This is a genomic window from Sanguibacter keddieii DSM 10542, from assembly GCF_000024925.1.
GTDB lineage: Bacteria > Actinomycetota > Actinomycetes > Actinomycetales > Cellulomonadaceae > Sanguibacter > Sanguibacter keddieii.
Map to the genome: position 1 here is coordinate 2886753 of NC_013521.1, position 24922 is coordinate 2911674.

Sequence of the window (24922 nt, forward strand, 5' to 3'; positions counted from 1 at the left end):
GGACGACACTGGCCCACTGCGACGGTACCTGGCACCGAAGGCTTGTGCCCAATCAGTGAAGGGCCGAACGACCTAAACCGACCGTGAGACAGGTCACACTCTCAGCCTGCGGTCAGGCGCGCAGCGGCCTCCGCGACGCGCTCGTCGGTGGCCGTGAGGGCCACGCGCACGTGCGCGGCACCCGCCGTGCCGTAGAAGGTGCCCGGGGCGACGAGGATCCCGAGACCGGCGAGCATGTCGACCGTCTCCCACGCCACCGGGTCTCCGGGCGCGGCCGACGCCGGGCGGCTCCAGAGGTAGAGCCCGGCGTGCGACCCGTCGACCTCGAGACCGGAGGACCGCAGCGCGGGCAGCAGGACCTCACGGCGCCGGCGGTACGTCTCGCGCTGCGCCGCGACGTGCGCGTCGTCCCCGAGCGCGACCGCGGTCGCCGCCTGGACGGGGGCGGGGACGATCATGCCCATGTGCTTGCGGAGCTCGAGCAGCCGTGCCACGAGGGCGCCGTCGCCGGCCACGAAGGCGGAGCGGTACCCGGCGAGGTTGGACTGCTTGGACAGCGAGTACGCGGCGAGCAGCCCCTCGTGCGAGCCGCCGTTGACCCGCGGGTCGAGGATGCTCGGGACGCCGGACCCGGCCCAGGGCTCGTCCCAGGCGAGCTCGGCGTAGCACTCGTCGCTCACCACGACCGCGCCGACGGCACGGGCGGCCGCGACCACGCGGGCCAGCTCGGCGACCGACAGCACCTCTCCGGTCGGGTTCCCCGGAGAGTTCACCCAGACGAGACGGACGTCGCTGCGCCCCTCCCACTCGTCGACGTCGGAGGACGCCACCGCCGTGGCACCCGCGAGGCGGGCGCCGACGTCGTAGGTCGGGTACGCGACCGAGGGGTGCACGACCACGTCGCCGGGGCCGAGCCTCAGCAGCGACGGGAGGAGCGCGACGAGCTCCTTGGAGCCGACCGTCGGCAGGACGGCTGCCGGGTCGAGCCCGACGACGCCGCGACGGCGGGCGAACCACGCCGAGACCGCCTCGCGCAGCACGGCGGTGCCGTGCGTCGTGGGGTACCCGTGGGCGTCACCGGCGGCGGCGAGGGCGTCCTGGACGAGCGACGGCGTCGCGTCGACCGGCGTGCCGACCGACAGGTCGACGATGCCCCGGGGGTGAGAACGCGCGCGGGCTGCTGCCGACGCGAGGGTGTCCCAGGGGAACGGGAGGTCGCTGAGGTCCGCGAAGCCCACCGGCGTGCCTCAGGCCTGCGGGGGCAGGGCGAGGATGACGGCGTGGTCCTTGTCGATCTCGCCCATCTTGGCTGCGCCGCCGGGCGAGCCGAGGTCGTCGAAGAACTCCACGTTCGCCTTGTAGTACTCCGACCACTCGTCGGGCACGTCGTCCTCGTAGTAGATCGCCTCGACCGGGCACACCGGCTCGCACGCACCGCAGTCCACGCACTCGTCGGGGTGGATGTACAGCGACCTCTTGCCCTCGTAGATGCAGTCCACGGGGCACTCCTCGATGCACGCCTTGTCCTTGACGTCGACGCAGGGCTGCGCGATCACGTAGGTCACTTCGATGTCCTTCCCGGGGGCGAGTCCAGGCGATGGGCGTGCCTGGACAACGACGCTCTATTATCGCCTAGATCCGCACCGCGCGTCTCCGGTGCCCGCACCGACCCACCCCGAGGACCTGTGACCTTCCCGACAGACCACCCGAGCGAGCCGGACGACGTCACGACGGCGCCACCGGAGCGAGGCGTCTGGGAGGGCTGGGAGCCCGGCGTCCGGGTCATGGTGCGCACCCGGCTCCCCGCCGGCTCGACCCACCTCTACACGGACGTGCTGGGGACGGTCACGGCTCGCACCGCGGACGCCCTCACCCTCGAGACCCGGTCCGGGACCGTCGAGGTCCCCGTCGGGACCATCGCGACCGGCAAGGTGGTGCCGCCGGCGCCGGCGCGCCGTCGTCCACGAGACGGCTGACCGCCCTCCGGTACACCTGAGCCCTCAGGACTCAGGTGTCAGGCCTCGGCGGAGCCCGCCTGCGGCGTGGGCAGCGCCTCGCTGAGGACGACGGAGCGTCGTGCCGCGTCGACCGCGACGAGCCGGGCCCCCTGCCGGCCGCGCTCCGCGAGCCCGTGCTGCCAGCCGTCGTCCAGCACCACCTCGACGGTCTGCCGGGTCTCGCCCGCCGCCCCGCCCGCACGGAGCACGTCAGCACGGTCGAAGAACGCGTCGGTCGAGCCGTTCGCGTCGAGCGTGTCCGCCAGCGCGACCAGGTCACGGGCGGTGAGCCTCAGCGCTGCCGAGACCCAGGCGGCGTTGTCGGTGACCATCGCCTGCGTGCGGCGGGGGGTCGTCCGTGCCACCCGCGTACCGTCTCTGAAGCTCCCCGCCGCGAGACCCTGCGCCACCTCGGACACCGGTGAGCCGACCACGAGGTTGAGGAGCTCCGTGGCGACCACGTGCGGCACGTGGCTCACGAGGGCCACGGCCTCGTCGTGCACGGCGTCGGCGAGCGGGTGCACGACGCCGGCGAAGGCCGAGGTGACCATGCCGGCGACCGCGAGGAACGCCTCGAGGTCGGTGGTCGGGTCGACCGTCAGCGCCCAGCGCGCCCCGCGCAGCAGCTCCGGGTCCGAGGCCGCGAAGCCGCTGTGCTCGGTGCCGGCCATCGGGTGCGCCCCGACGTACCGACGGTCGAGGCCGGCGGCGCGGACCGCGTCGCGGACCGGCTCCTTGACGCTGGCCACGTCCGTGAGGACGGCGCTCTCCGGGAGGACCGGGGCGAGCCGCTCGACCGTGCTGCGGACGGCGCGGAGCGGCACCGCGAGCACGACGATGCTCGCACCGGCCGCCGCGAGCCCTTCGAGGGTGGGGACGACCTCGACGCCTGCCTCGCGGGCGAGCCCGCGGGTCGGGGCGTCAGGGTCCCAGCCGGTGACGCGCCAGCCCTGCGCGACGAGGGTCTGCGCGGCTGAGCCGCCGATGAGGCCGAGCCCCACCACGGCGACGTGTCCGGTCATGCTCCGCTCCCCCACAGCAGCGCCCGGCGCTGCTGTGCCTCGGTCGAGCCGGCGCGCACGCTGCCCGTCGGGACGCGGTCGACGGCGACGGTGTCGTCGAGCTCCCCGCGGGCGGGGACGACCCCGAGCGTCTTGACCGAGTCCCCCGCGGCGAGCAGCCCGGAGAGGACCTCGCGCAGGTCGGCCGACCACGGTGCGGCGTCGACGGTGAGGATGAAGACGTAGCGGCCCTCGAGCGCCTTGACCGGCCGGGTGATGAGACTCGACATGTTGACCCCGCGTGCACCGAAGGCCTCCGTGATCCGCGCGAGCACGCCGGGTCCGGTGACGTGCGGCGTGACGGCGAGCATCGAGCGCCAGGCCGTCAACGGGTCGGCGCGGTCGGGGACCGGGGCGTCGTCCCGCCGGGCGAGCAGCAGGAACCGGGTCCGCGCCCCGGCGAAGTCCTCGACGGCGGTGGCCCAGCGCGTGAGGCCGTAGAGGTCACCGCACAGCGGTGGTCCGAGGGCCACCTGACCGGGTGCGATGTCCCGGCACGCCGCGGCGTTGGACGTGGCCGGGACGGGAAGCAGCCCGTGGTCGTCGACGAAGCCCTGGCACTGCGCGAGCCCGTGGGGGTGCGCCGTCGCCTGGGTCGGGCTGACGTCCGCGCCGGGGAGCACGAAGGCGTCGAAGGTGATCTCCACGAAGGCCTCGTCGACCGCGACGACCTCGGACGACGCGACGATCGCGTCGAGCGAGGGCACGACGTAGCCCTCGACCGAGCTCTCGATGGCCACGACTCCGTGGCTCACCTCCCCCGCGGCGACCGCCGCGAAGACCTCGGGGACGGTGCGCAGCGGGAGCAGCTCCGTCGCGCCGGGGGCCGCCCAGCCCGAGGCGGCCTGGTGCGTGAAGCTTCCCTCCGGGCCGAGGTACGCGAGACGGCGCACCTCGGTGGTGGCCCCGGGCTGAGCGGCTGCAGGGACAGGTGCGGGTGGCGCGAACCCGTCGCTCACGGGACGGCGACCTCGGTGCCCGACCAGACCGGGGTCAGCGCGTCGGGCCCGGGCGAGAAGCTGTGGCCGGGCAGGACCGCCAGCACGCGGTGCTCCACGCCACGGGCCGCGAACTCGGCGAGGACGCCCTCGAGGGCGGCGGAGCTCGCGCAGGTGAAGGAGGTGAGGAACACGTGGGGACCGGCCTGCGACCGCTGGCTGCGCAGGTGCTGGAGGTCGATCTCTGCCGCCGCGAAGACGCCGAGCGACTGCTGGAGCGACCCACGGTGGTCGTCGCGCGGGCCGAAGGCGAGCCACACCTGGGCGGGGCTGTCGAAGCCGGGGAGGGTGGAGGTCTCGAGCAGGCCGTACCAGAGCAGCGGGACGGCCTGGAGGCCGGCGCTGCCAGGGAGCTCCTGGAAGCCGGCCGGTGTGGCCGAGCGCTCGACCACGAGCGTCCCGTGCTCGCCGGCGAGCTGGATGCGCTCGGCGACCGACGTGGTGGTGGGCACGAGGTGCGGGCTCACGCCCATGGTGCGCAGGGCGTGGCGGCAGTCCCGCATCCCCGACTCGTCGACGATCGCGACGCCGGTGGCCTCAGCGGTCCGACCGACCCAGACCCACTCCGAGGGGACGGCGACCGCCGAGGTGAGCATGAGCGACCGGTCGCTCGAGAGGAGGGTCCGCTCCAGCTCGGGGGTGGGCTGCGCGGGGTGGCCGATGTGCACGACCGCCGAGAGGTTGTCGAGGTGGGCGACGGTCGAGAGCGTCGCCGACGTGGACCCGAGGTCGAGCATGTCGACGTCGGGCTCGGACCATCCGCCCAGGGTGGCGGCCCGCCGTGCGTGCGGACCGGACTCGCGGGCACTCTTGCCGAGCATGGGTGTGTTCCTCGCCTGTGTCGGGCCTCTCGGGCCACTCGGGTGGAGCAGGTCAGCCCTCGGACGCGTCGGGCGCCTCGGGCTCTGCGGGGGGCGGCGCGTCGCAGACGACGCCGTTCTGCGGACGGTACCGCCAGGAGTTGGTCTCGTCGATGACCTTCTCGCCGGTCGCGGTGATCGTCACCGTGCGGGAGATCGAGACGGAGAACCCGCTGTTGCCGCGGCTCTGCGCGACGCAGCCCGGGCCTGACTTGTGCTCGACGGTCGCCGCCACGACGTCCGACCGCGAGCTCGTGCTGTCGGTGACCGTGTAGTACGGGGTGCTCCACGCCACCACGTGCAGCTTGCCGTCCGCGATGTAGGACTGCATGAGCACGCCGTAGGGCGAGTCGTTGCGCCACCGCATGTTGATCTGGCCGACGGCCAGGGTGGACTCGCGCCCCTCGGGGTACCGGTCGAACCAGTAGCTGTGCGGGCGGTGCTCGAGGTCGACCATCCCGGCGAAGAAGCCGACGTTGTACGTGGTGGTCGACATCTGCGAGAGGCCGCCGCCGATGCCGTCGACGATCTGGCCGTTGGAGATGATGTGCGCGGCCTGGTAGCCGTTCGCCGCCGTGATGGGCCCGATCACCTGGGTGAGGTCGAACTCCTCGCCGGGCAGCACCAGGGTGCCGGTGACGCGCTCGGCCGCGACCCGGAGGTTCTCCGTGCGCACGGGCTCGTTGGTCAGCGGGGTGGCGAACTGCGACACGATCTCGGTCACGCCGAGAGCCTCGAGGGCCTCGGTCGACTGGGCAGGGTCGCTCTCCACGAGCTCGACCGGGGCGGTGCGGTCCTCACCGGTCGCAGCGGTCTGGACCGCTGCCGCGAGAGCCTCGGGGTCGAGGGTCGTGCCGGGCAGGCCCGCCTCGATCTGCGGAGCCCCGTCGACGAACACGAACTTGGCGTCGGCCGCGTCGGAGAGCAGGTCGGTGGTGCGTGCGACGACGTCCTGGACCAGGAGCTCCCCGTCGAAGGTCAGCTGCAGGGCCCCGTCGACGGGGGCCATCGACGCGGCTGCCGTCATCACGTCGACCGGGATCTCGGCGACCTGGTCGGCCACCGCGACGGTCACGGGCGCCGAGGCGACCGTCTGGGCCACCGCGTACGCCTCGTCGGTCTCGGCCTGGTTGATGTCGGGCTCGATCGGCTCGGTCGGGAGCACGAGCGGGCGGGTCGCGGTGAGCCACGTGTCGCGGATGAGCTCGGTCGACTCCTCGAGGTCGGCCCCGCTGCCCTCGACGGCCTCGGTCGCGACCGCTGCGCCGTCGACAAAACCGACGGTGCCGCTGGTGGCCTCGACCTCGAGGTCGAGCCCCATGGTCTCGACCGCCGCGGCGAGCGCGGCGTCGTCGATCACGGACACCGGCGCCACGGCGTCGCCGCCGGAGATCTGGGCGAGGAGCCGCGACGGGGCGAGGGAGAAGGAGGTCAGACCGTCCACGGTCGCCTCGGCGTCGAAGGTGAGCCCTGCCGCGGCCGGGTCGACCGTCGTGGTCGCCTCGCCCGCGGTCACCGGGAGGGGGGCCGCGGCGATGCCACCGAGCTCGCTCTCGAGACGCTCGACCGCGGCGTCGTTGGACAACCCGCCGATGTCGATGCCGGCGACGGTCGTCTCGCGCGGGATGCGGTCGGCGAAGTACCACTGGGCAGCCACGTAGGCGCCCGCGAGCACGAGGACGGCGCAGCCGGCCCAGAGGAGGTTGCGGGGCCAGCGTCGGGCCGGCTCGGTCCGGTCGAAGTCGTCGAGCACTGAGTCCCCTGCTGCTGGTCCGGCCGCGTCCGCGGCGGACGACGATGCCGTAGACGGCGTGGATGGCGAGGTCGTCGCGTCGGTGGGCGCGGAGGTGGAGGTCGTGGTCGTCGCAGGCTCGGCACCAGGGTCTGCCCCGTCGGCGGCGAGCGGGACCGGGCTGATGACCTCGGTCCTGTCGCCCGAACGGATCACGACGGTGTCGTCGTCAGACTCGTCGTCGGCTTCGTCGAAGTCGTCGTCGTCGGCCGACCGGGTCTCGTCGGGCGCCGTCTCGACCGAGGGGGTGTCGTCGTCGGTCGTGTGCTCGTCCGCCACGGGGTCGACAGCCACGGCCTCGTCGCCCTCGGACAGCTCAGCATCGGCGTCGACCTCAGACGAGTCGTCAACCGTCGCCTCGTCAACCGTCGCCTCGTCGGACGTCGCGCGGTCCTCCACGGGCGGGCGGTTGAGCACGGGATACCCGGGAGCCTGCGTCGTGACCTCGTCAGGGTTCTGAGGGGTCGGCCCGGTGGGCGGTCCGGACGCGGCGCTCGTGCCGTCGGGACTGCTGCTCATCAAACGTGCTCCGCTCGCGACTGCTCAGGGGCGTGACCCCGTGGACTGGCGTGGGATGCTCTCCCCCTTGCGGGCCCAGTGTACGGGCCGCACCCGACAGGGAGGCGACGGACGTCAGTCGGTGAACCAGCGTCGCGGCGCGAAGGCGGCCACACCGATCATCAGCATCCCGCCCCCCATCCACACGTAGCTGATGGCCTGGCCGGGGAGCAGCACGTCTCCTCCCGGCCCCGTGGTCGCGGCGACCTGGACCAGCACGAGCCACCCCAGACCGTAGGCGACGAGCCCACCGGTGCCGATCCAGGCACGCACCATGACACCCGCCGCGAGCACGACGACCAGCGCGAGGACCAGGACGGCCGGCACCCAGAGCCTGTGGGCGACCGTCCCGACGGTCGCGACCACGCCACCGAGCAGGAGCGCGACCACGTAGCCGAGCACGATCGAGCCGCGTCCGCGCGGGGCCGGGCGCGGCGCCTGCGGCCCCGACGACGTCGGGACGGGGGCGGCCGAGGACAGAGGAGCTGACATGGTCGCTACGCTACCGGTCGCTGCTGGGGGTCGCCTGGACCTCGCTCGCGACGCCGCCGTCTGGCCCGGCAGCCGGACCGGCGACCGGCGCGGAGACGGTCGCGGTCGCGTCGGCGTAGTGCTCGTGGGTGAGCCACGGGACGATCACGTCGTTGCTCAGCGCGTACCAGCCGAGCAACGAGCCCGGCGCCGCCGTGGCCAGAGCAGCCTCGCCCGGCTCGGAGTCGTCCGCGGGCGCCGGCGCGACCGTGTCGACCCAGTGCACCTGGGTCGCGTGCGCGGTGAGCGCTCCGCGCACCTGCTCGAGGACGGGCCGCACGTCGACGGTCGCGACGACGTCCCGTGCGGGCTCGGCGACCGCGGGCAGCGGGCCCTGCGGCAGCGCGGCGGTCGGCTGCGAGTCGAGGAGAGCCTGGAACCACGGGTCCTCGGTGGCACGCCGGGCGAGGTCGGCACGGGCGGCGGTGAGGACGGCAGGAGGGACCACGACCCACCACACGTGCGCGGGCTGGTGCCCGGGGACGGTCTCCGTCCCCGTGGTCGCGTCCTGCGCGGCGAGGGACAGCGCCCGGACGGTGATCTCGTGGGCGCGGACGTGGTCCGGGTGCCCGTACCCTCCGCCGGGCTCGTAGGTGACGACGACCGTGGGGCGTCGGTCCCGCAGGACCGTCGCGAGCCGCTCGGCGCACTCCTCGACCGAGGCCCGGACCAGTGCGCCCGGCGGGACCTCGGTCGCGGCTCCTGCCTGGCCCGTGGCGCCCGGTGCGCCGTCGCCGACCCAGGCCATGCCGGAGTCCTCGAGGCGCGCGCGGCTGGTGAGCGCGTCGGCTGCCGGGGGCACGGAGTCGAGGAACGCGTGGTCGGTGACCCCGAGAGAGGCCAGCGCGGCGGCGAGCTCGGTCTCGCGGTGGGCGGCGAGAGCAGCACCGTCTCCCTCGAGGTGGGACAGCGCGGTCCCGATGACCTCGCCGCGCTCACCGCGGGTGCAGGTCACGAGCGTGACCGGCTGCCCGCTGGCCGCCCAGGTCGCGAGCAGCCCGCCGGTCGCGAGCGTCTCGTCGTCGGGGTGCGCGTGCACGACGAGCAGGGGGCCGTCGGGCAGGGTCGTCTCGGTGATCATGCGTGTCCTTCGTCCGTGCTGGTGCGGCACGCCCCCGTGCTGCGCGGCCGTCTCGGGCCGCGCGTGCTCGCCTGAAAAAGCCGATGGCTGCCGGGTCGGTGGACCTGGCAGCCATCGGCGCAGGACCCGCGCGCTGGGCGCGGGTCTCGGTGGATCAGCCGTTCTTGTTGCGCGAGTAGGCGCGCGAGCGCTCGTTCTGGTCGAGGATGACCTTGCGGATGCGCACGACCTCGGGGGTGACCTCGACGCACTCGTCCTCGCGGGCGAACTCGAGGGACTCCTCGAGGGTGAGGTGCTTCGGCGGGGTGAGGTTCTCGAAGGTGTCAGAAGACGCTGCACGCATGTTGGTGAGCTTCTTCTCCTTCGTGATGTTGACGTCCATGTCCTCGTTGCGCGAGTTCTCGCCGACGATCATGCCCTCGTAGACCTCCTGCGTGGGGTCGACGAAGAAGGAGCCGCGCTCCTGCAGGTTGATCATCGCGAACGGGGTGACGACGCCGGAGCGGTCCGCGACGAGCGAGCCGTTGACACGGGTCTCGATCGGGCCGGCCCACGGCTCGTAGCCCTCGGCGATCGACGACGCGATGCCGGTGCCGCGCGTGTCGGTGAGGAAGCGGGTGCGGAAGCCGATGAGGCCACGCGCGGGGACGACGAACTCCATGCGGACCCAGCCGGTGCCGTGGTTCGACATGGTCTCCATGCGGCCCTTGCGCTGGGCGAGGAGCTGCGTGACGGCACCGAGGTACTCCTCGGGGACGTCGATGGTCATGCGCTCCATCGGCTCGTGGCGCTTGCCGTCGACGGTGCGGGTGACGACCTGCGGCTTGCCGACGGTGAGCTCGAAGCCCTCGCGACGCATCTGCTCGACGAGGATGGCGAGCGCGAGCTCTCCACGGCCCTGGACCTCCCAGGCGTCAGGACGCTCGGTCGGCAGGACGCGGAGCGACACGTTGCCGATGAGCTCCTTGTCGAGGCGGTCCTTCACCTGGCGGGCGGTGACCTTGTGGCCCTTGCCGCCCTTGCCCGCGAGCGGGGAGGTGTTGATACCGATGGTCATGGAGATGGCCGGGTCGTCGACCGTGATGAGCGGCAGCGGACGCGGGTCGTCGGGGTCCGTGAGGGTCTCGCCGATGGTGATGTCCTCGATGCCGGCGACGGCGACGATCTCACCGGGGCCCGCGGAGTCCGTGGGCACGCGCGAGAGCGCCTTGGTCTCGAGGAGCTCGGTGATCTTCACGTTCTGCATCGTGCCGTCGGCACGGGCCCAGGCCACGGTCTGGCCCTTGTTGATCGTGCCGTTGAAGATGCGGAGCAGCGCGAGGCGGCCGAGGAACGGCGACGCGTCGAGGTTGGTGACGTGAGCCTGGAGCGGCGCGCCCTCCTCGTAGGTCGGCGCGGGGATCTTGTCGAGGATGACCTTGAAGAGCGGCTCGAGGTCCTCGTTCTCCGGGGCGGTGCCGTCGGCGGGCTGCTCGGTCGACGCGCGGCCGACCTTGGCCGCGGCGTAGACGACCGGCATGTCGAGGATCGCGTCGAGGTCGAGGTCGGGGACCTCGTCCGCGAGGTCGCTCGCGAGGCCGAGGAGGAGGTCGGTCGCCTCGGCGACGACCTCTTCGATGCGCGAGTCGGGGCGGTCGGTCTTGTTGACCACGAGGATCACGGGGAGCTTGGCGACGAGCGCCTTGCGGAGCACGAAGCGCGTCTGGGGCAGCGGGCCCTCGGACGCGTCGACGAGGAGGACGACACCGTCGACCATGGACAGGCCGCGCTCGACCTCACCACCGAAGTCGGCGTGGCCCGGGGTGTCGATCACGTTGATGGTGATGCCGTCGGGCTGGCCGGCGGCGATCGCTGCAGGACCCGCGTAGTGCACGGCGGTGTTCTTCGCGAGGATCGTGATGCCCTTCTCGCGCTCGAGGTCACCGGAGTCCATGGCGCGCTCGTCGACGTGCGCGTGCGAACCGAACGCGCCGGACTGGTGCAGCATCGCGTCGACGAGGGTGGTCTTACCGTGGTCGACGTGGGCGACGATCGCGACGTTACGCAGGTCGGAGCGCACAGACATAGAGAAACTCATTTCACCGTGTGGAAGGAACGGGGCAGCGCACAGGTGCGCCGCTGGGTACCCGAGGAGGCCACGCGTCAGCGGTTCGACGGCGGTCCAGGTGCTGGGTCGTACTGCACCTGACGAGCGCTCGTCGACGAAGAGACGACGTTGACCTATGCAACTGTACCCTCGCCGCAGAGGGCGGCGCGAGAGTGTGTCAGGAGACACGTCCGTCGTGGAGGGTGAGGACCCGGTCCGCCCGCGCGACGAGCACGGGGTCGTGGGTCGAGACGACCGCCGCGACCCCCTCACGGTGGACGAGGTCGTGCAGCAGGTCCATCACCGTGGCCGCCGTGGCCGAGTCGAGCTGTCCGGTCGGCTCGTCGGCGAGCAGGATCGACGGCCGTGCGACGAGCGCCCGGGCGATGCCCACGCGCTGCTGCTGCCCTCCCGAGAGCTCGTAGGGACGCTGGTGCCCGTGCCGCTCGAGGCCGACCATGGCGAGCGCCGCCCGTACCCGGGCGTCACGCTCGCCCGCCTCGGTGCGCAGCAGGCGCAGCGGCACCTCGACGTTCTCCGCGGCGGAGAGCACCGGGACGAGCCCGAAGGACTGCAGGACGTAGCCGATCCCGGTGGTGCGCAGGCGCAGCCGAGCGGCGCTGTCGAGGGCGTCGAGCCGCTCCCCCGCGACCTCGACGTGGCCGGCGGTCGGCTCGTCGATGCCGCCGAGGACGTTGAGCAGCGTGGACTTGCCCGACCCCGACGTCCCCCGGAGCACGACGAGCTCGCCGGGCTGCACCTCGAGCGACACGTCGACGACCGCGTGCACGTCGCCCGCGGGGGTCGAGAACGTCCGGCTCACCGCGACCGCGCGCAGCGCAGGTGTCGGCAGGACGGCTGAAGGCTCGGCACTCATGAGAGTCCTCCCTGGTCGGTCGTCCCGGGCGTGGCGTGTCGCCCGCGCGGGTCGGCAGGCAGCGCCCGCTCGGTCGAGCCGCCGGCGGGAGGAGCACCGTCGGGAGACACCCGGACGTGGTCCGCCTCGAGCGAGAGCCGCACCCGGTCGCGCAGCCCGAGGGTCTCCACGTGCTCGGGTGGCAGCTGGAACCGCCCGACACGGTCGAGCACCGCGAACTCCTCGGCGACGTGACGCTCGGACCCGTCGGCCGCGCGCTCGGTACGACGCAGGACCTCGGTCGAGGTCCTGCCGTCCCGGATCTGGACGGTGCGGGCGACGTGCTCCGACACCGTCGGGTCGTGGGTGACGATGAGCGTCGTCACGCCGGTCTCGGCGTTGACCGCCCGGAGCATGTCGAGCACCTCCCCCGAGGTCGTCTCGTCGAGCTCGCCCGTGGGCTCGTCCGCGAGCAGGACCCGGGGCGAGTTCGCGACGGCCACCGCGATGGCGACGCGCTGCTGCTGCCCGCCGGACATCTGGGACGGCAGCCTGTCGTGGCAGTGCGCCACCCCCAGCAGGTCGAGGAGCTCGAGGGCACGCGCGCGCCGACCGGCCGTCCGGGTGATGGTCAGCGGGACCGCGACGTTCTGCACGGCCGTCAGGTAGGGCAGGAGGTTGCGGGCCGCCTGCTGCCACACGAAGCCGACCGTGCTCCGCTGGTACTCGACCCGTGCACGCCGACCGAGGGCCAGCAGGTCGGCCCCCGCCACCTCGGCGGACCCGCCGGTGGGGCGGTCGAGGCCGGACAGGATCGACAGGAGCGTCGACTTCCCCGAGCCGGACGCGCCGACCACCGCGACGATCTCCCCCGGGTCGACGCGGAGGTTGAGGCCCTGGAGCGCCTGGACCTCGAGGCCCTCGGTGACGAAGATGCGCACGAGGTCGCGGCAGAGGATGTCCGGGGCGTCCGGCGCGGCTGCCAGCGCCGGGGCGCTCGCGTGCCGCGCCGCGGGAGGGGTCGAGGTCCGGCTGTCCATGTCGCTCACTCCTGTACCGACCGCAGCGTCGCTGCGGAGCTGACGCGCCGCCCGAGGGCTGCGGACACGAGCCCGCACACCCCCACGACGACGACGAAGACCGCGGTCACGCCGAGGAGCGCGAGCGGGTCGTAGACGAGCGGCGGCGCGGACGCACCACCGGTGAAGGCGCTCAGGTCGACGGAGCGCGAGACAACCAGCGGGAGGATCCCGCCGACCAGCAGCCCGGTGACGATCGCGGGCACCGCCCAGGCCGCGATCTCCCAGGTCGTGATGACGCGCGGACCCCGCGGCGGCATCCCGAGGAGCTGGAGCACGGCGAAGAGACGCTCCCGTCGCCCGGACGCCATGAGCTCCCCGAGGACCATCGTCGCCGCACCGACCAGCAGCGACACGAGGGTCGCGACGAGGAGCGCGGCCTGCAGACCCGCGAGCGTCGGGTCCTCGAGCCGTCGGTCGACCGCGTCGGAGCGCAGCTCGACGGCGCTCTGCCCCGTGAGCCGGCCCACCTGGGCCACGACCTCGGCCTCGTCGGCTGCCGAGAGCCCGTCGTCGAGCCGGACCAGGAGGATCCTCGGCAGGTACTCGACCCCTGTGAGGGCCGAGACCGTCTCGCGGTCGACGAGCACCCAGCTCGAGGTGCTCGACCCGCCCGGGACCGTCTCCACCTGGTCGAGCACGTCGATGCCGATGCGCCGGTTGTCGACGGTGACCGTCGCGTCGGCGCCCAGGTCGAAGCCCGTCGACACGAGCGCCGGGACCAGGCCGTCGGGATCGGCCGGCGGGGTGAGGTCCGGGACCTCCCAGCCCGGCACGTCCGCCTGGACCTCGGCGAGGTCCGCCGGGTCCACGAGCAGGACCCGCGCCTGGAACCGGCCCTCCCCGGTGGTCAGCGCGGCAGGGGTCCGGTCCGTGACCGTCGTCGCGGCGTCGACCCCGGGGACGGAGCGCACACGGTCGAGGGTCTCGGCGTCGACGATGGGCCCCGTGGACCGGAGGTCGGCACCGACCCGGTCCCACGCCTCGGTCTCGAGCCCGCCCCGGACGGTCGTGAGCAGCACGACCGACAGCACCGCCACCGTCACCGCGACGACCAGGCCGACCAGCGGGGGCAGCTGGCCGCGACGGTCGCGCGTGGCCGAGGCGGCCCCGACGAAGCCGAGCGCACCACGCCCGGCCCGGGCGGCCCGGACCACCGGCGCGAGGAGCACCGGCGCGAGCCGGGCGACGACCACCGCCGCCGCGACGGCGACGAGGGCCGGCGTCGCCGCCAGCAGCGGGTCGGTGCCCGCCCCGGTGTCCTCCGCCCCTCGGCGCAGCACGAGGACCGTCGCGGTGACCGCGACCCCGAGGGCGAGCAGCTCCCACACCCGTCGCAGCCGGCTGGCCGAGCGCGTGCCGGCGTCGGCACGCTCCGCCCGCAGGCCTGCGGGCGGCACGCTCGCCGCGAGCACGACGGCCGGGGCGGCCGCTGCCAGCAGAGGGCCGACGAGCGCCGCGGGGTGGAAGGCCGTCGGCACCAGCAGGACGGCGCCGAGCAGTCCGAGCCCTCCCCCGAGCACGCCGAGGACCAGGCCCTCGACGGCCATGAGACCGCGGACCTGGAGCCCGGACCCGCCTCGGGCCCGGACCAGGGCGAGGGCCGGCCTGCGGCGCGTGGCGACGACCCGGGTGGCGACGAGCAGCAGCAGCCCGAGCCCGGCGACCGGACCCGAGGCGAGCAGCGCGACCACCGTGGTGGTCGCCGACACGTCGCGCAGGGTCGAGTCGATCACGGGAGGGAGCTCGGAGTCGAACGTGACCGGCCAGCCGTCGGGTGGCGGGCCGACGTCCTGCTGGACGGCCGTGAACCCGCGCAGCTGGTCTGCCACCGTGCTCAGCTCGCCGTGCGACCACGGCGGCGGCTGGACCTCGAACCAGACCCGCATCTGCTGGATCCTGAAGTCCTCTCCCGGACCTCGGTAGAGAGCCGCCGTGAGGACGACCCCGATGTTCGGGTCCTCGACGATGTACGGGCCCGACGCCGAGGGGCTGTGGTACCAGTACCCCTCGTCGGGGTCGTCCGCCACGTAGGTGCCGACCAGCAGGAGGTCACCCTGCCCGAAGGTCTCCCGCGTCTCGGAGACGCCCCAGGCGAGCCGCTCGGCAGCCGCCTCGGACATCACCACCTCGGTCGGCACGGCGAAGACCTCGGCGGGGTCCTGCGCAGCCCCCGTCCCGGTCGGCCATCGGCCCTCGGTCAGCGTGACGTGCTCGGACAGGTAGGGGTCCTGGCTCAGACGGAGCTCGGTGCTGGTGACGTCGGAGCCGGGGAACTCGCGCCCCGACAAGACGTCCGTGGAGTACGTCCGAAAGCGGCCGTCGCGCACCCCGGCCCGCAGGGGCTCGGGGATCGCGTCGTGCACGGCGCGCAACCCTCCGTCGAGCGCCCCGAAGGTCGACCGCCACTCCTGCGGCAGCCCGGGGCTCGCAGGGACGCTCGCGTCTGCGGGCCCGTACTGGGCGACCTGGTTGGTGGCGGCGATGTCTCGGACGATGGGCGAGGTCGCCTCGAGCCGGTGCGTGACGATGTCGTCGGAGACCACCTGGACGGCCCGCGGCCAGGCGGCCAGCAGCATCGCGGCCACGAGGGTGACGAGCACGATCACCGCGCCGGCCCGCAGGTCGTCGGCGAGGAAGCGTGAGACCACCCGGTCGTGCCCGGGAACCCGGGACTCTAGGGACAGAGAGGTCCGCGCCGGCACGTGGCTCATCGGGCGTCCTCCCTGTGGTCGAGGTCGAGCGCCTGGCGCCGGACAGTCTGTGCCTGGGCCGCCGCGAGGGCGACCGCGCCGAGCAGCAGCGCCGCGAGGAGCACGACCAGCGGCAGGGGGTCGAGGTGCACGCCGCTGCTGAGCCCGGCGAAGGCCTCGGGCACCGTGATCCGTGCGAGCAGGTCGGCGACCGCGACGGTGACGGCGGACCCGGCGAGCAGCCCGGCGACGAGGGCGCAGCCCAGCACCAGCCCGAGCTCTGCCGAGCGTGACCGCGCCTGCTGGCGGGCGCTCAGCCCGACGGCCCGCAGCGCCACCACCTCGCCACGACGCTCGCGACCGAGCGCCCCGGCCACGGACCACGTCCCGGCGAGGGCCAGCACCACGGCACCCGCGGCAGCCACCCAGAACGCCACGCCGATCGAGGTCGCCGGGACCGCGGCGGACGTGGCTGCGCTCGTCACGGTCCACCCCCGGGGCAGCTGGTCCTCCACGACGTCGACGAGGTCGACGACCTGCGTGGGGTCGGAGGCGGCGAGCCAGATCTCGTCTGCGGCGACGGGAGCGCGGGCGGTCCGCAGGCCGAAGGCCTGGAGCGCGTCGAGGTCGACCGCCAGGGCCGGCCCGGCGAGACCGCCCGGCAGGGCGGGCGTCTGACCGACGATCTCGAGCTGGACCCGCTGTCCGGAGACGGTCACGTCGACGGTGTCGCCCGTGGTGGCCTCGAGCCGTTCGAGCAGCTCGGGGACGGCGACCGCCCGCACTCGGGGAGTCACCTCGGCTCCTGCGCCCGAGGTCCCGGGGGCGAGGAACCTCAGGACCTGCTGGGGTCCCCTCGCGAGGAGGTCGCCGCCGACGGCTGGGAGGCTCGCCCCCGGCGGGGCGGCCAGAGGGGTGGCCGCTCCTGTCAGGCCTGCCTGCTGGACCTGCTCGTCGAGGAGCTCCCACCGTCGCCCGCCGTCATCGAGCGGCGCCGTCCCACCGATCCCACCGGCGGAGAGGGCGGTCACCTCGAGGTCGAGGGCGACAGGCCCGCGGCGGGGGTCGACACGGAGCTCGAGCGCGACGACCCGCCAGGTGCTCGCGGTCGCAGGCACCGGGACGGCGACCTCGTGCTCCACGGGTGCGCCCGGCTCCTCCACGACCGGCACGTCGACCGGCGCTGACACGAGCTGGAGCGTGCCGCCGCGCTCGTCGGCGAGCCACACGACAGCCGTGACCGGGACCGGCGGCCCACCGGCCGCAGGCTCGGGCGCAGGGTAGGAGAAGTCCGGGGATGGGAGCTCGAGCGCGACCGCCTGGCCCGACAGGGAGAGCACCACTTCGTCCGTGCCCTCAGGGAGCGCGGCCCCGGGGAGCGCACCGGGCGTGACGACCTCCGAGAGCGCACGGAGGTCGACCGCAGGGGTGCGTCCGAGGAGCGGCGCAAGCTGGTCTCCGGGGATCCCCACCACCCTGGCCGAGATGTCGCCGACGGTGCCCTCGACGTCGAGCACGAGGGAGGAAGCCTCCGCGAGACCTGAGTCGTCGACGGCCGGCACGGTGCTGACGGGTGAGACCGTCCCGCTGATGGTCGTCTGGACCCGGACGTCGCTGCCGTTCGCGAGACCACCGACCTGTGCCCGCAGGTGGTCCGTCGTACCGGCGTAGCCGCTCGCGAGGAGCACCGCGCCGGTGGCGAGCGCGACGAGCACGGCCGGCACCGTGAAGGCGACGAGCCTGCGGGACACCTGGCGGGCGGCGAGCACCGGGGACAGCCCCGGGCGGCGCCGGGCACGGCGCTCGAGGAGCCGCAGGACGGGCGCGAGCAAGAGCAGCACGACGAGCACGAGCGCGAGCAGCAGGACGCCGGGGGCCGCCACGACGAGCGCCTCGGCGTCGGGCTCGGACATCCCTGCCGAGCGCCACACCCGCCACCCGAGCAGCGCGGCGACGGCGGCGAGGAGCACAGCACCCGAGAGCCCCACGGCGGTCCGGGCCCGCCCGGAGGCGTCGACCGCACGCACCCGCGCGAGCGACCAGGCGTCGGCCGCCGCCACGGCGACGAAGACGACGACCACGAGCAGCGCGGTGACGACGACGGTCGCCACGACCCCGGGGAGCCCGAGCGCCGACCACCCGCCCGTCGGGCCCACGAGCCCGAGCACGCACCAGGCGACGAGGCCACCCGTCGTGGCACCGACGACGGCGGCCGGGAGCGACTCGAGCAGGGCGACACGGGCCAGCTGTCGGACCGAGGCACCGCGCGCCACGAGGACCTGGTTCTCCCGGACCCGGACGACCACGAGGAGGCGTGCCACCTGCACGACCGACACGAGGCTGACCACGAGGAGCAGCACGACAGGGACCGTCGTCACGGCGCGCGCGGTCGTGGCCTGCTGGTCCAGGGCGGTCACGGTGCCGGTCAGCGCGCCGGTCTCCACGACTCCGCGGACCTCGGCAGGTCCGGCGGCGACGGCGCCTCGCACCGTCGGCAGGCCCGCCGCGAGGGTCGCGACGTCGGTGGTGGTGAGCGTGGAGGGGCGGGTCGAGACCGTCCAGCTGACGAAAGGGTCGTCCTGGACGGCGAGGAGGGTGTCCTGGTCGACGAGCACGGGACCGTACGGCGGCTCGTCGCCGAGGAGCACGGAGTCGAGGGTCCAGGTGGGCGACGACCCGTCGACGGGCTCCCAGAGGCCCACGACCGTGAGCACGACGCCGCCGACCTCGACGGTGCCGCCGACGTCGAGGCCGAGCTCGCCCGCTGCAGCCAGCGGGACCACCGCCTCGCCCGGGCCTAGGTCCACGGCGCCGTCGACGACGGCCTGGCCGTCGAGCACAGCCTGGGTGCGCAGGACCACCTGTCCCAGCGGCTCTCCGTCGGAGGAGGTCGCCGAGGTCGCCTCGGTGGACAGCGCACGGACCACGTCGACGGGAGCCGTGCCCGTCGCGTCCTGGAGGACGCGACGTACCTCCGAGTCCTGCGCGTCCCGGGCGTCGGTGTCGGGCGCCACGCGGGTGGTGAGCCGGAGCACCGACGCCGCGCCCGACACGAGGTCGGGCGCGGTGCGGACCGCCTGGGTGCTGCTCTGCTCGACGAAGGCGACGGCACCGCCCACGGCCCCCGAGACGAGGGCCGTGAGGGCGGCCAGGCCCACGAGCGCGGCGCGGTAGGCACCGAGGCGCGCGACCGCCAGGCTCGGCAGCGCGGGTCGCGCTGCTGGCTCGCTCCTGGTCATCTCCGGGGCCCCCTCCCGTCGAGCGTCCGCATCGTCGCGTCCTGCCCCGCGCCGCGTCGAGCGGCGCGGGGGTCTCGCATCACCTCGGGTCGAGGTCCTCCGGTCCGCTCGGGACGACGTCCAGGCGCGAGCCCGGGATCGCGCCGAGCAGCTCGCGCGTGTACTGCTCGCGCGGGGTGTCGAAGACCTCGTCGGTCGTCGCGGACTCGATGATCCGACCGTTCTTCATGACGCACACCTGGTCGGCGATCTGGCGGACCACCGCGAGGTCGTGCGTGATGAACAGGTAGCTCAGGTCGAGCTCGGACTGCAGGTCGTTGAGCAGCTCGAGGATCTGGGCCTGGACCAGCACGTCGAGGGCCGAGACGGCCTCGTCGCACACGATGATCTCCGGGCGCAGGGCGAGCGCACGCGCGATGGCGATGCGCTGGCGCTGGCCTCCCGAGAGCTCGTTGGGGAACCGGCGCATCGTCGACTGCGGCAGCGCCACCATGTCGAGGACCTCGCGGACGCGGGCCTCACGCTGCTTCTTGCTGCCGACCTTGTGGATCCGCAGCGGCTCCTCGATGGTCCGGAAGATGGAGTACATCGGGTCGAGCGAGCCGTACGGGTTCTGGAAGATCGGCTGCACGCGCCGGCGGAAGTCGAAGAGCTCCCGCTGGCCGAGCGTCGAGAGGTCGACGCCGTCGAAGTAGATCTTGCCCTCGGTCGGGTCGAGCAGGTTGAGCATGATGTTCGCGACCGTGGACTTGCCGGAGCCCGACTCCCCCACGAGCGCGACCGTCGTGCCCTTCTTGATCGTGAACGACACGTCGTCCACGGCCTTGAAGTCCTTGTTCTTGCCGGACCCACGGATCTGGAACACCTTGGTGAGGTTCTCCACCACCACGACGTCCTCGCGGTTCGCGCGGACGCCGTCACCACCGGTGGCCGCGAGGAGGTCCTGCGACTGCTCGCCGCGCTCCTTGGCCGACTGGATGCGGCGCGAGGCGAGCGACGGGGCCGCGGCGACGAGGCGCTGCGTGTAGGGGTGCTGCGGGTTCGCGAGGATCTCGCGCGACGGGCCGGACTCGACCACACGACCGCGGTACATGACCACGAGGTGCTCGGCCCGCTCGGCCGCGAGACCGAGGTCGTGCGTGATGAACAGGACGGCCGTCCCGAGCTCACGGGTCAGCCCCTCGAGGTGGTCGAGGATGGTCCGCTGCACGGTGACGTCGAGCGCCGAGGTGGGCTCGTCGGCGATGAGCAGCTTGGGCCGCGACGCGAGACCGATGGCGATGAGCGCACGCTGGCGCATGCCGCCGGAGAACTCGTGCGGGTACTGCTTGGCACGGCGGACCGCGTCCGGCAGCCCGGCCTCGGCGAGGAGCCCGGCGACGCGGTCGTCGACGTTCGCCACGGAGGTCTCGGCCTCGACGACCGAGCGCGCCGAGGCGAGCCCGACCTCCTCGAGGATGCTCACGGCCGAGGCCTTGGTCGTCGAGCCGACGACGATGCGCTCGTCCGCCGTCGCGACGGCGGAGTCGACCGCTGCGGCGTCGAGACCGGCCTGCGCGGCGAGCGAGGTGCGCAGCACCTCGAGCAGCGAGGCCTTGCCCTTGCGGCCGATGAGCAGGTCGCCGCCAGCGACGGAGTCCTCGCTCGAGCCGATCGCCTGGGCGAGGCCCTTGCGCGTCCCGCGGGAGACGTCGATGTTGTTGGCGGCCAGCGCCTCCTTCACCTGGAAGCCGATGCTCCACACGGGGTTGAGGTTCGACATCGGGTCCTGCGGGACGAGACCGATCTGGTCCCCGCGGAGGGCCACGATCTCCTTCTTCGACGCGGTCGTGATCTCCTGGCCGTCGAAGCGGATCGACCCACCGGTCACCTTGCCGGTGCCCGGGAGCAGGCTGATGATCGCGTGCGCGGTCGTCGACTTCCCCGAGCCGGACTCGCCGACGATCGCGACGGACTGGCCGGGGTAGATCGTGAGGTTGGCGCCGCGGACAGCGGGCACCTCCCCGTTGAGGGTGGTGAACGTGACGTCGAGGTCACGGATCTCCAGGAGCGGCTCCTGGCGTGCTGTCGCGCTCATCGCTTCCGCGCCTTCGGGTCGAGGGCGTCGCGGACGGCGTCACCCATCATGATGAAGCTGAGGACCGTGAGGGCGAGCGCGACCGACGGGTACAGCAGCACGCTCGGGTTGGTCCGCAGCGAGGACTGTGCCGTCGCGATGTCGTGCCCCCACGACAGCACACTCTGCGGCAGTCCGAGGCCGAGGAACGACAGGGTCGCCTCGGCGACGATGAACGTCCCGAGGGAGACCGTCGCCACGACGATGATGGGCGCGGCGGCGTTCGGCAGGACGTGACGTCCGAGGATGCTCAGGCGCGAGGCCCCGAGCGCCTTCGAGGCGGTGACATAGTCGTTGTTCTTGACGCTCATGACGGCGCCACGGGTGATGCGGGCGACCTGGGGCCACCCGAAGACCGTGAGGACGGCGACGACGTTGAGGACCGTGCGGCCCTCGGTGAAGACCTGGCCGAGGACGATCGCGGCGAGCACGAGCGGGATCGCGAAGAAGATGTCGGTCACGCGGGACAGGACAGAGTCGAACCAGCGGCCGTAGAAGCCCGCCAGCGCACCCATGAGCCCGCCGAGGAGCACCACGCCGATGGTCGTGAGGACACCGACCGACACCGAGGCACGTGCCCCGTAGATGACGCGCGAGTAGACGTCGCAGCCCTGGCGGTCGAAACCGAAGGGGTGGCCGGCCTGGGGGTTGCCGAGGGAGTTGCGGAGCTCGCAGAAGCGCGGGTCGACCGAGGTGAACAGCCCGGGGAACAGCGCGACGAGGAGCACCGCGAGGATGAGCGCTGCGGACACCCAGAACAGCACGCGGTGGCGCAGGTCGCGCCAGGCGTCGCGCCACAGGCTCGAGGCGGGTGCGTCCTCGTCGACCTTGTCGACGACGGCCACCGGGGTCTCGGAGACGTCGGCGACGAAGTGGGTCTGGCCGGGGCGAGGGTTGCTCGCCGGGGTGCCCTGGGAGGGCCGGCTCTGAGCCGGCGTGGTGCCATCAGGCATAACGGATCCTTGGGTCCAGGACTGCGTAGAGCAGGTCGACGAACAGGTTCGCGATGATGTAGACGACCACGAGGATCGTCACGAAGGTGACGACGGTGGTCGGCTCACCACGGATGATGGCCTGGTACAGCGTGCCACCGACCCCTGCGATGTTGAAGATGCCCTCGGTGACGATCGCGCCACCCATGAGGGCGCCGAGGTCTGCTCCGAGGAAGGTGATCACGGGGATGAGCGAGTTGCGGAGCACGTGCACGTTGACCACGCGGCCGCGAGAGAGGCCCTTGGCCGTCGCGGTCCGCACGTAGTCGGCGGACAGGTTCTCGGCCACGGAGGTGCGCGTGAGGCGCAGCACGTAGGCGAAGGAGACTGCGCCGAGCACGATGGCCGGCATGAGGAGCGCCTTGAAGCTGGCGTCACCGCCGACGGTCGGTGGCAGCCACCCTGCCTTCACCCCGATGAAGAACTGGAGCACAAAACCGATGACGAAGGTCGGCACGGCGATGACGACGAGGCTGACGAGCAGCACGCTCGCGTCGAAGATGCCGCCCTTGCGCAGGCCCGCGATGAATCCGATGCCGACGCCGAGGATCGCCTCGAAGGCGAGGGCCATGAGCGCGAGCTTGACGGTGACCGGGAAGGCCCGGGCCACGACGTCGAAGATCGGCTGCCCCGAGAACGAGTTCCCGAGGTCGAAGGTGAAGATGCCCTTGAGGAAGAGCAGGTACTGGACCAGGAGGGGCTTGTCCAGGTTGAACTGGGCCCTGATCTGGTCGGCCACGGCGGGCGAGAGACCGCGGTCTCCGCCGAGCGCCTGGATGGGGTCGCCCGGGAGCGCGAACACCATGAGGTAGATGAGCAGGGTCGCGCCGATGAACACCGGGATCATCTGCAACAGCCTGCGTCCGACATATCGGACCATGGAGGCAATCCTTCCTGGGGGCGAGCCGCTCCTTGTGAGGAGCGCGCCCGCCACTGTACTGGACGTCGTGTCACCTGCCGAGACACGACGGTGGGGTGGAGGGCCGTCGGGCCCTCCACCCCACCTGGTGCACTGTGCGTGCAGGTACTACGGGTACTGCGGGTAGCTCAGGTACTACGGGTGCTGCGGGTCGTGCGTCACGAGGACGTCACCACTGGCTGATCGCGTCGGCCTGGGCCCACAGCTCCTTGGCCTTCTCGGGGTTGTAGACGAGGACGTCCACGCCCGGGAGGGTGTCGCTCCAGCCGTCGATCACCGGCGAGGTGAAGTCGGAGGCCGGGGTGCGGGTGCCCTGGAAGATCGTGTCCGTGATGGACTCGCGGTCGATCGCCATGGAGAGCGCCTGACGACGGAGCTCGCCCTCCTCGCCCTCGAAGTGCTCGAGGTTGCCCGGGATGGTGAAGGACTGGAACACGGCGGCGGGCTGGTTCACAGCACGGTCACCGAGGTCGGTCTCGAAGGTGCCGAAGGCCGAGTCGGGGATGCCGTCGAAGACGTCGAGGTTGTTGGCCAGGAGGTCGTTGTACGCCGAGTCGAAGGAGTCGTAGAACACGAAGGTCACGCCGGCGTTGGCCGGGGTGCGCGGGCCGGAGTAGTCGGGGTTGACGACCAGGTCGACAGCCTCGTTGTGACGCCATGCACCGTTCATCATGTACGGGCCGTTGCCGATCGGGGCCTCGCCGTAGGCGGCCATGTCGTCGTAGGCGACGGACGGCAGCGGCAGGTACGCGCTGTAGCCCAGGCGCAGCGGGTAGTCCGCCTGCGGCTCGTTGAGCATGATGGTGAAGGTCGTGTCGTCGACGACCTCGAGGCCGGTGAGCGGGGACTCCTCGGTCTCGGACCAGCCCTGGATGTCCTTGAAGAAGTACTGGGACAGCTGGGCGTTGCTCGTCAGCGCACCGAACTGCCAGGCGTCGACGAAGGACTGAGCGGTGACGGGCTCACCGTTGGTGAAGGTGGTGCCGCCCTTGATCTTGACTGTCCAGAGCTGGTTGTCGTCCGAGGTGATGGACTCGGCGAGCTCGTTCTGAGACGCACCGGTCTCGTCGTAGGACACGAGGCCCTGGAAGAGGGCGTCGACGATACGACCGCCACCCACCTCGTTGGTGTTGGTGGGGACGAGCGGGTTCTGGGGCTCGGTGCCGTTCGCACGGATCGGCGTGCCGTCTGCCTTGGTGACCGCGTAGTACAGCGGCACGCTGTTCCAGCCGAAGGCGACGTTCTCGACGGTCTCGGCGGAGCCACCGGTGACGTTCGCGTACCACAGCGGGATGGACGGCAGGTCCTTGAGGAGGATCTCCTGCGCCTGGTCGAAGAAGCCGTTGGCCTCCTCGACCGAGCCGGCGGCGTTGCCCTGCGTCAGGAGGTCGTCGAACTCGGGGTTCGAGTAGTCGCTGTCGTTCGAGCCGGCGCCGGTGCCGTAGAGCGGGCCGAGGAAGTTGTATAGACCCGGATAGTCAGCCTGCCACCCGGTGCGGAAGGAACCGGTCATCTTGCGGTCGGTGACGTCCGAGCGGAGCTCGGCGAAGGTCGCGTAGGGCTTGCCCTCGACGTTGATGCCCAGCGTGTTCTTGATGCTGTTCGCGGTCGCGTCGACCCAGGCCTGGTGGCCACCGTCGGCGTTGTAGGCGATGGTGAAGACGTTGTCGGACGACGATGCCGTCGTCCCGCCGTCACTGCCGGAGTCGCTGCCGCACGCCGTGAGCGCGAGCACGCTGACGGCTGTGGCGGCCGCGACCGCGCTGAGCTTCCTGATCTTCACTGTTCCTCCTGGAAGGACTGGGGGCCCCCGTGACGCATGGATCCCTCCCGTCAGACCCTGGACTGGCCCAGGCGTACGGGAGGGAGGGAGACCGTCGTATGTGAGGAAACTATCTGCTCTGCGATCGGCTCCTGACCACGAGGGCACCCAGACGTCGTTTCGTTACCGAAGTGATACTGGTCAGTAACACTGGAGACACCTGGTTCACATGCTGGACACGGAGGGTGAAAATCGTTGGGAACAGTGTGGTTTCAGGTTCTCTCAAGTGGCACATAAGCGCA

18 protein-coding genes are annotated in these 24922 nt (G+C 72.5%); 1 reads left to right on the forward strand and 17 read right to left on the reverse strand.

Translation table 11 applies throughout. The features are described 5' to 3' along the window. Nucleotides 1-101: 101 nt before the first annotated feature. Both dapC and fdxA read right to left on the reverse strand, forming a co-directional pair. Nucleotides 102-1238, reverse strand: coding sequence for a succinyldiaminopimelate transaminase (dapC, locus tag SKED_RS12760; protein ID WP_012867573.1), 1137 nt, complete (start codon nucleotides 1236-1238; stop codon nucleotides 102-104). A 9-nt stretch (nucleotides 1239-1247) separates the two neighbouring features. Then, complete coding sequence (gene fdxA / locus SKED_RS12765) at nucleotides 1248-1565, reverse strand: ferredoxin (protein ID WP_012867574.1); 318 nt, start codon at nucleotides 1563-1565, stop codon at nucleotides 1248-1250. Nucleotides 1566-1685: 120 nt separating this feature from the next. On the opposite strand from fdxA, the gene SKED_RS12770 reads away from it, so the two are divergent. Further along, on the forward strand, nucleotides 1686-1976 hold the full coding sequence (locus tag SKED_RS12770; RefSeq protein ID WP_012867575.1) for a putative acetyltransferase: 291 nt from the start codon (nucleotides 1686-1688) through the stop codon (nucleotides 1974-1976). Nucleotides 1977-2014: 38 nt separating this feature from the next. Here SKED_RS12770 and SKED_RS12775 read toward each other — a convergent pair whose 3' ends face one another. The 15 genes from SKED_RS12775 to SKED_RS12845 form a co-directional block, all read right to left on the reverse strand. Next, nucleotides 2015-3019, reverse strand: coding sequence for a prephenate dehydrogenase (locus SKED_RS12775; RefSeq protein WP_012867576.1), 1005 nt, complete (start codon nucleotides 3017-3019; stop codon nucleotides 2015-2017). Further along, nucleotides 3016-4017: a prephenate dehydratase gene (locus SKED_RS12780; protein ID WP_012867577.1), complete on the reverse strand. Its 1002-nt coding sequence runs from the start codon at nucleotides 4015-4017 to the stop codon at nucleotides 3016-3018. Before SKED_RS12780 ends, SKED_RS12775 begins: the two co-directional genes overlap by 4 nt. Next, nucleotides 4014-4877, reverse strand: coding sequence for an ACT domain-containing protein (locus SKED_RS12785; protein ID WP_012867578.1), 864 nt, complete (start codon nucleotides 4875-4877; stop codon nucleotides 4014-4016). The genes SKED_RS12780 and SKED_RS12785 overlap by 4 nt, the downstream gene beginning before the upstream one ends. Before the next feature lie 52 nt (nucleotides 4878-4929). Beyond that, nucleotides 4930-7227: a VanW family protein gene (locus tag SKED_RS12790; protein WP_012867579.1), complete on the reverse strand. Its 2298-nt coding sequence runs from the start codon at nucleotides 7225-7227 to the stop codon at nucleotides 4930-4932. Between the two features lie 114 nt (nucleotides 7228-7341). Beyond that, nucleotides 7342-7758, reverse strand: coding sequence for a DUF6113 family protein (locus SKED_RS12795; RefSeq protein WP_012867580.1), 417 nt, complete (start codon nucleotides 7756-7758; stop codon nucleotides 7342-7344). A 10-nt stretch (nucleotides 7759-7768) separates the two neighbouring features. Next, nucleotides 7769-8878: a PIG-L family deacetylase gene (locus SKED_RS12800; protein ID WP_012867581.1), complete on the reverse strand. Its 1110-nt coding sequence runs from the start codon at nucleotides 8876-8878 to the stop codon at nucleotides 7769-7771. A gap of 154 nt (nucleotides 8879-9032) precedes the next feature. Next, complete coding sequence (gene typA, locus SKED_RS12805) at nucleotides 9033-10943, reverse strand: translational GTPase TypA (protein WP_012867582.1); 1911 nt, start codon at nucleotides 10941-10943, stop codon at nucleotides 9033-9035. A gap of 199 nt (nucleotides 10944-11142) precedes the next feature. Next, entirely contained in the window at nucleotides 11143-11841 is a 699-nt protein-coding gene (locus SKED_RS12810) for an ABC transporter ATP-binding protein (RefSeq protein ID WP_012867583.1), read from the reverse strand. Continuing rightward, a complete protein-coding gene (locus tag SKED_RS12815) occupies nucleotides 11838-12860 on the reverse strand; it encodes an ABC transporter ATP-binding protein (RefSeq protein WP_012867584.1) in 1023 nt (340 codons plus the stop codon). The genes SKED_RS12810 and SKED_RS12815 overlap by 4 nt, the downstream gene beginning before the upstream one ends. Nucleotides 12861-12865: 5 nt before the next feature. Continuing rightward, nucleotides 12866-15613, reverse strand: coding sequence for an FtsX-like permease family protein (locus tag SKED_RS12820; protein ID WP_143755731.1), 2748 nt, complete (start codon nucleotides 15611-15613; stop codon nucleotides 12866-12868). After that, the gene (locus tag SKED_RS12825) at nucleotides 15610-18831 is read right to left on the reverse strand and encodes an FtsX-like permease family protein (RefSeq protein ID WP_012867586.1); all 3222 of its coding nucleotides are present in this window, start codon (nucleotides 18829-18831) and stop codon (nucleotides 15610-15612) included. Before SKED_RS12825 ends, SKED_RS12820 begins: the two co-directional genes overlap by 4 nt. A 79-nt stretch (nucleotides 18832-18910) precedes the next feature. Next, nucleotides 18911-20908, reverse strand: a complete 1998-nt coding sequence (locus SKED_RS12830) for a dipeptide ABC transporter ATP-binding protein (protein ID WP_012867587.1) — start codon at nucleotides 20906-20908, stop codon at nucleotides 18911-18913. Then, nucleotides 20905-21900: an ABC transporter permease gene (locus SKED_RS12835; protein WP_012867588.1), complete on the reverse strand. Its 996-nt coding sequence runs from the start codon at nucleotides 21898-21900 to the stop codon at nucleotides 20905-20907. The genes SKED_RS12830 and SKED_RS12835 overlap by 4 nt, the downstream gene beginning before the upstream one ends. Further along, the gene (locus SKED_RS12840; protein WP_012867589.1) at nucleotides 21893-22819 is read right to left on the reverse strand and encodes an ABC transporter permease; all 927 of its coding nucleotides are present in this window, start codon (nucleotides 22817-22819) and stop codon (nucleotides 21893-21895) included. The genes SKED_RS12835 and SKED_RS12840 overlap by 8 nt, the downstream gene beginning before the upstream one ends. 208 nt (nucleotides 22820-23027) lie before the next feature. Then, complete coding sequence (locus SKED_RS12845; protein WP_012867590.1) at nucleotides 23028-24641, reverse strand: ABC transporter substrate-binding protein; 1614 nt, start codon at nucleotides 24639-24641, stop codon at nucleotides 23028-23030. Nucleotides 24642-24922: the final 281 nt, after the last annotated feature.

Bases quoted from the DNA above. Each gene is read 5' to 3' on its own strand.
- SKED_RS12775 (WP_012867576.1), bottom strand. From the start codon at position 3,019: ATGACCGGACACGTCGCCGTGGTGGGGCTCGGCCTCATCGGCGGCTCA.
- SKED_RS12785 (WP_012867578.1), bottom strand. From the start codon at position 4,877: ATGCTCGGCAAGAGTGCCCGCGAGTCCGGTCCGCACGCACGGCGGGCC.
- SKED_RS12790 (WP_012867579.1), bottom strand. From the start codon at position 7,227: ATGAGCAGCAGTCCCGACGGCACGAGCGCCGCGTCCGGACCGCCCACC.
- SKED_RS12795 (WP_012867580.1), bottom strand. From the start codon at position 7,758: ATGTCAGCTCCTCTGTCCTCGGCCGCCCCCGTCCCGACGTCGTCGGGG.
- SKED_RS12800 (WP_012867581.1), bottom strand. From the start codon at position 8,878: ATGATCACCGAGACGACCCTGCCCGACGGCCCCCTGCTCGTCGTGCAC.
- typA (WP_012867582.1), bottom strand. From the start codon at position 10,943: ATGTCTGTGCGCTCCGACCTGCGTAACGTCGCGATCGTCGCCCACGTC.
- SKED_RS12810 (WP_012867583.1), bottom strand. From the start codon at position 11,841: ATGAGTGCCGAGCCTTCAGCCGTCCTGCCGACACCTGCGCTGCGCGCG.
- SKED_RS12815 (WP_012867584.1), bottom strand. From the start codon at position 12,860: ATGGACAGCCGGACCTCGACCCCTCCCGCGGCGCGGCACGCGAGCGCC.
- SKED_RS12820 (WP_143755731.1), bottom strand. From the start codon at position 15,613: ATGAGCCACGTGCCGGCGCGGACCTCTCTGTCCCTAGAGTCCCGGGTT.
- SKED_RS12825 (WP_012867586.1), bottom strand. From the start codon at position 18,831: ATGACCAGGAGCGAGCCAGCAGCGCGACCCGCGCTGCCGAGCCTGGCG.
- SKED_RS12830 (WP_012867587.1), bottom strand. From the start codon at position 20,908: ATGAGCGCGACAGCACGCCAGGAGCCGCTCCTGGAGATCCGTGACCTC.
- SKED_RS12835 (WP_012867588.1), bottom strand. From the start codon at position 21,900: ATGCCTGATGGCACCACGCCGGCTCAGAGCCGGCCCTCCCAGGGCACC.
- SKED_RS12840 (WP_012867589.1), bottom strand. From the start codon at position 22,819: ATGGTCCGATATGTCGGACGCAGGCTGTTGCAGATGATCCCGGTGTTC.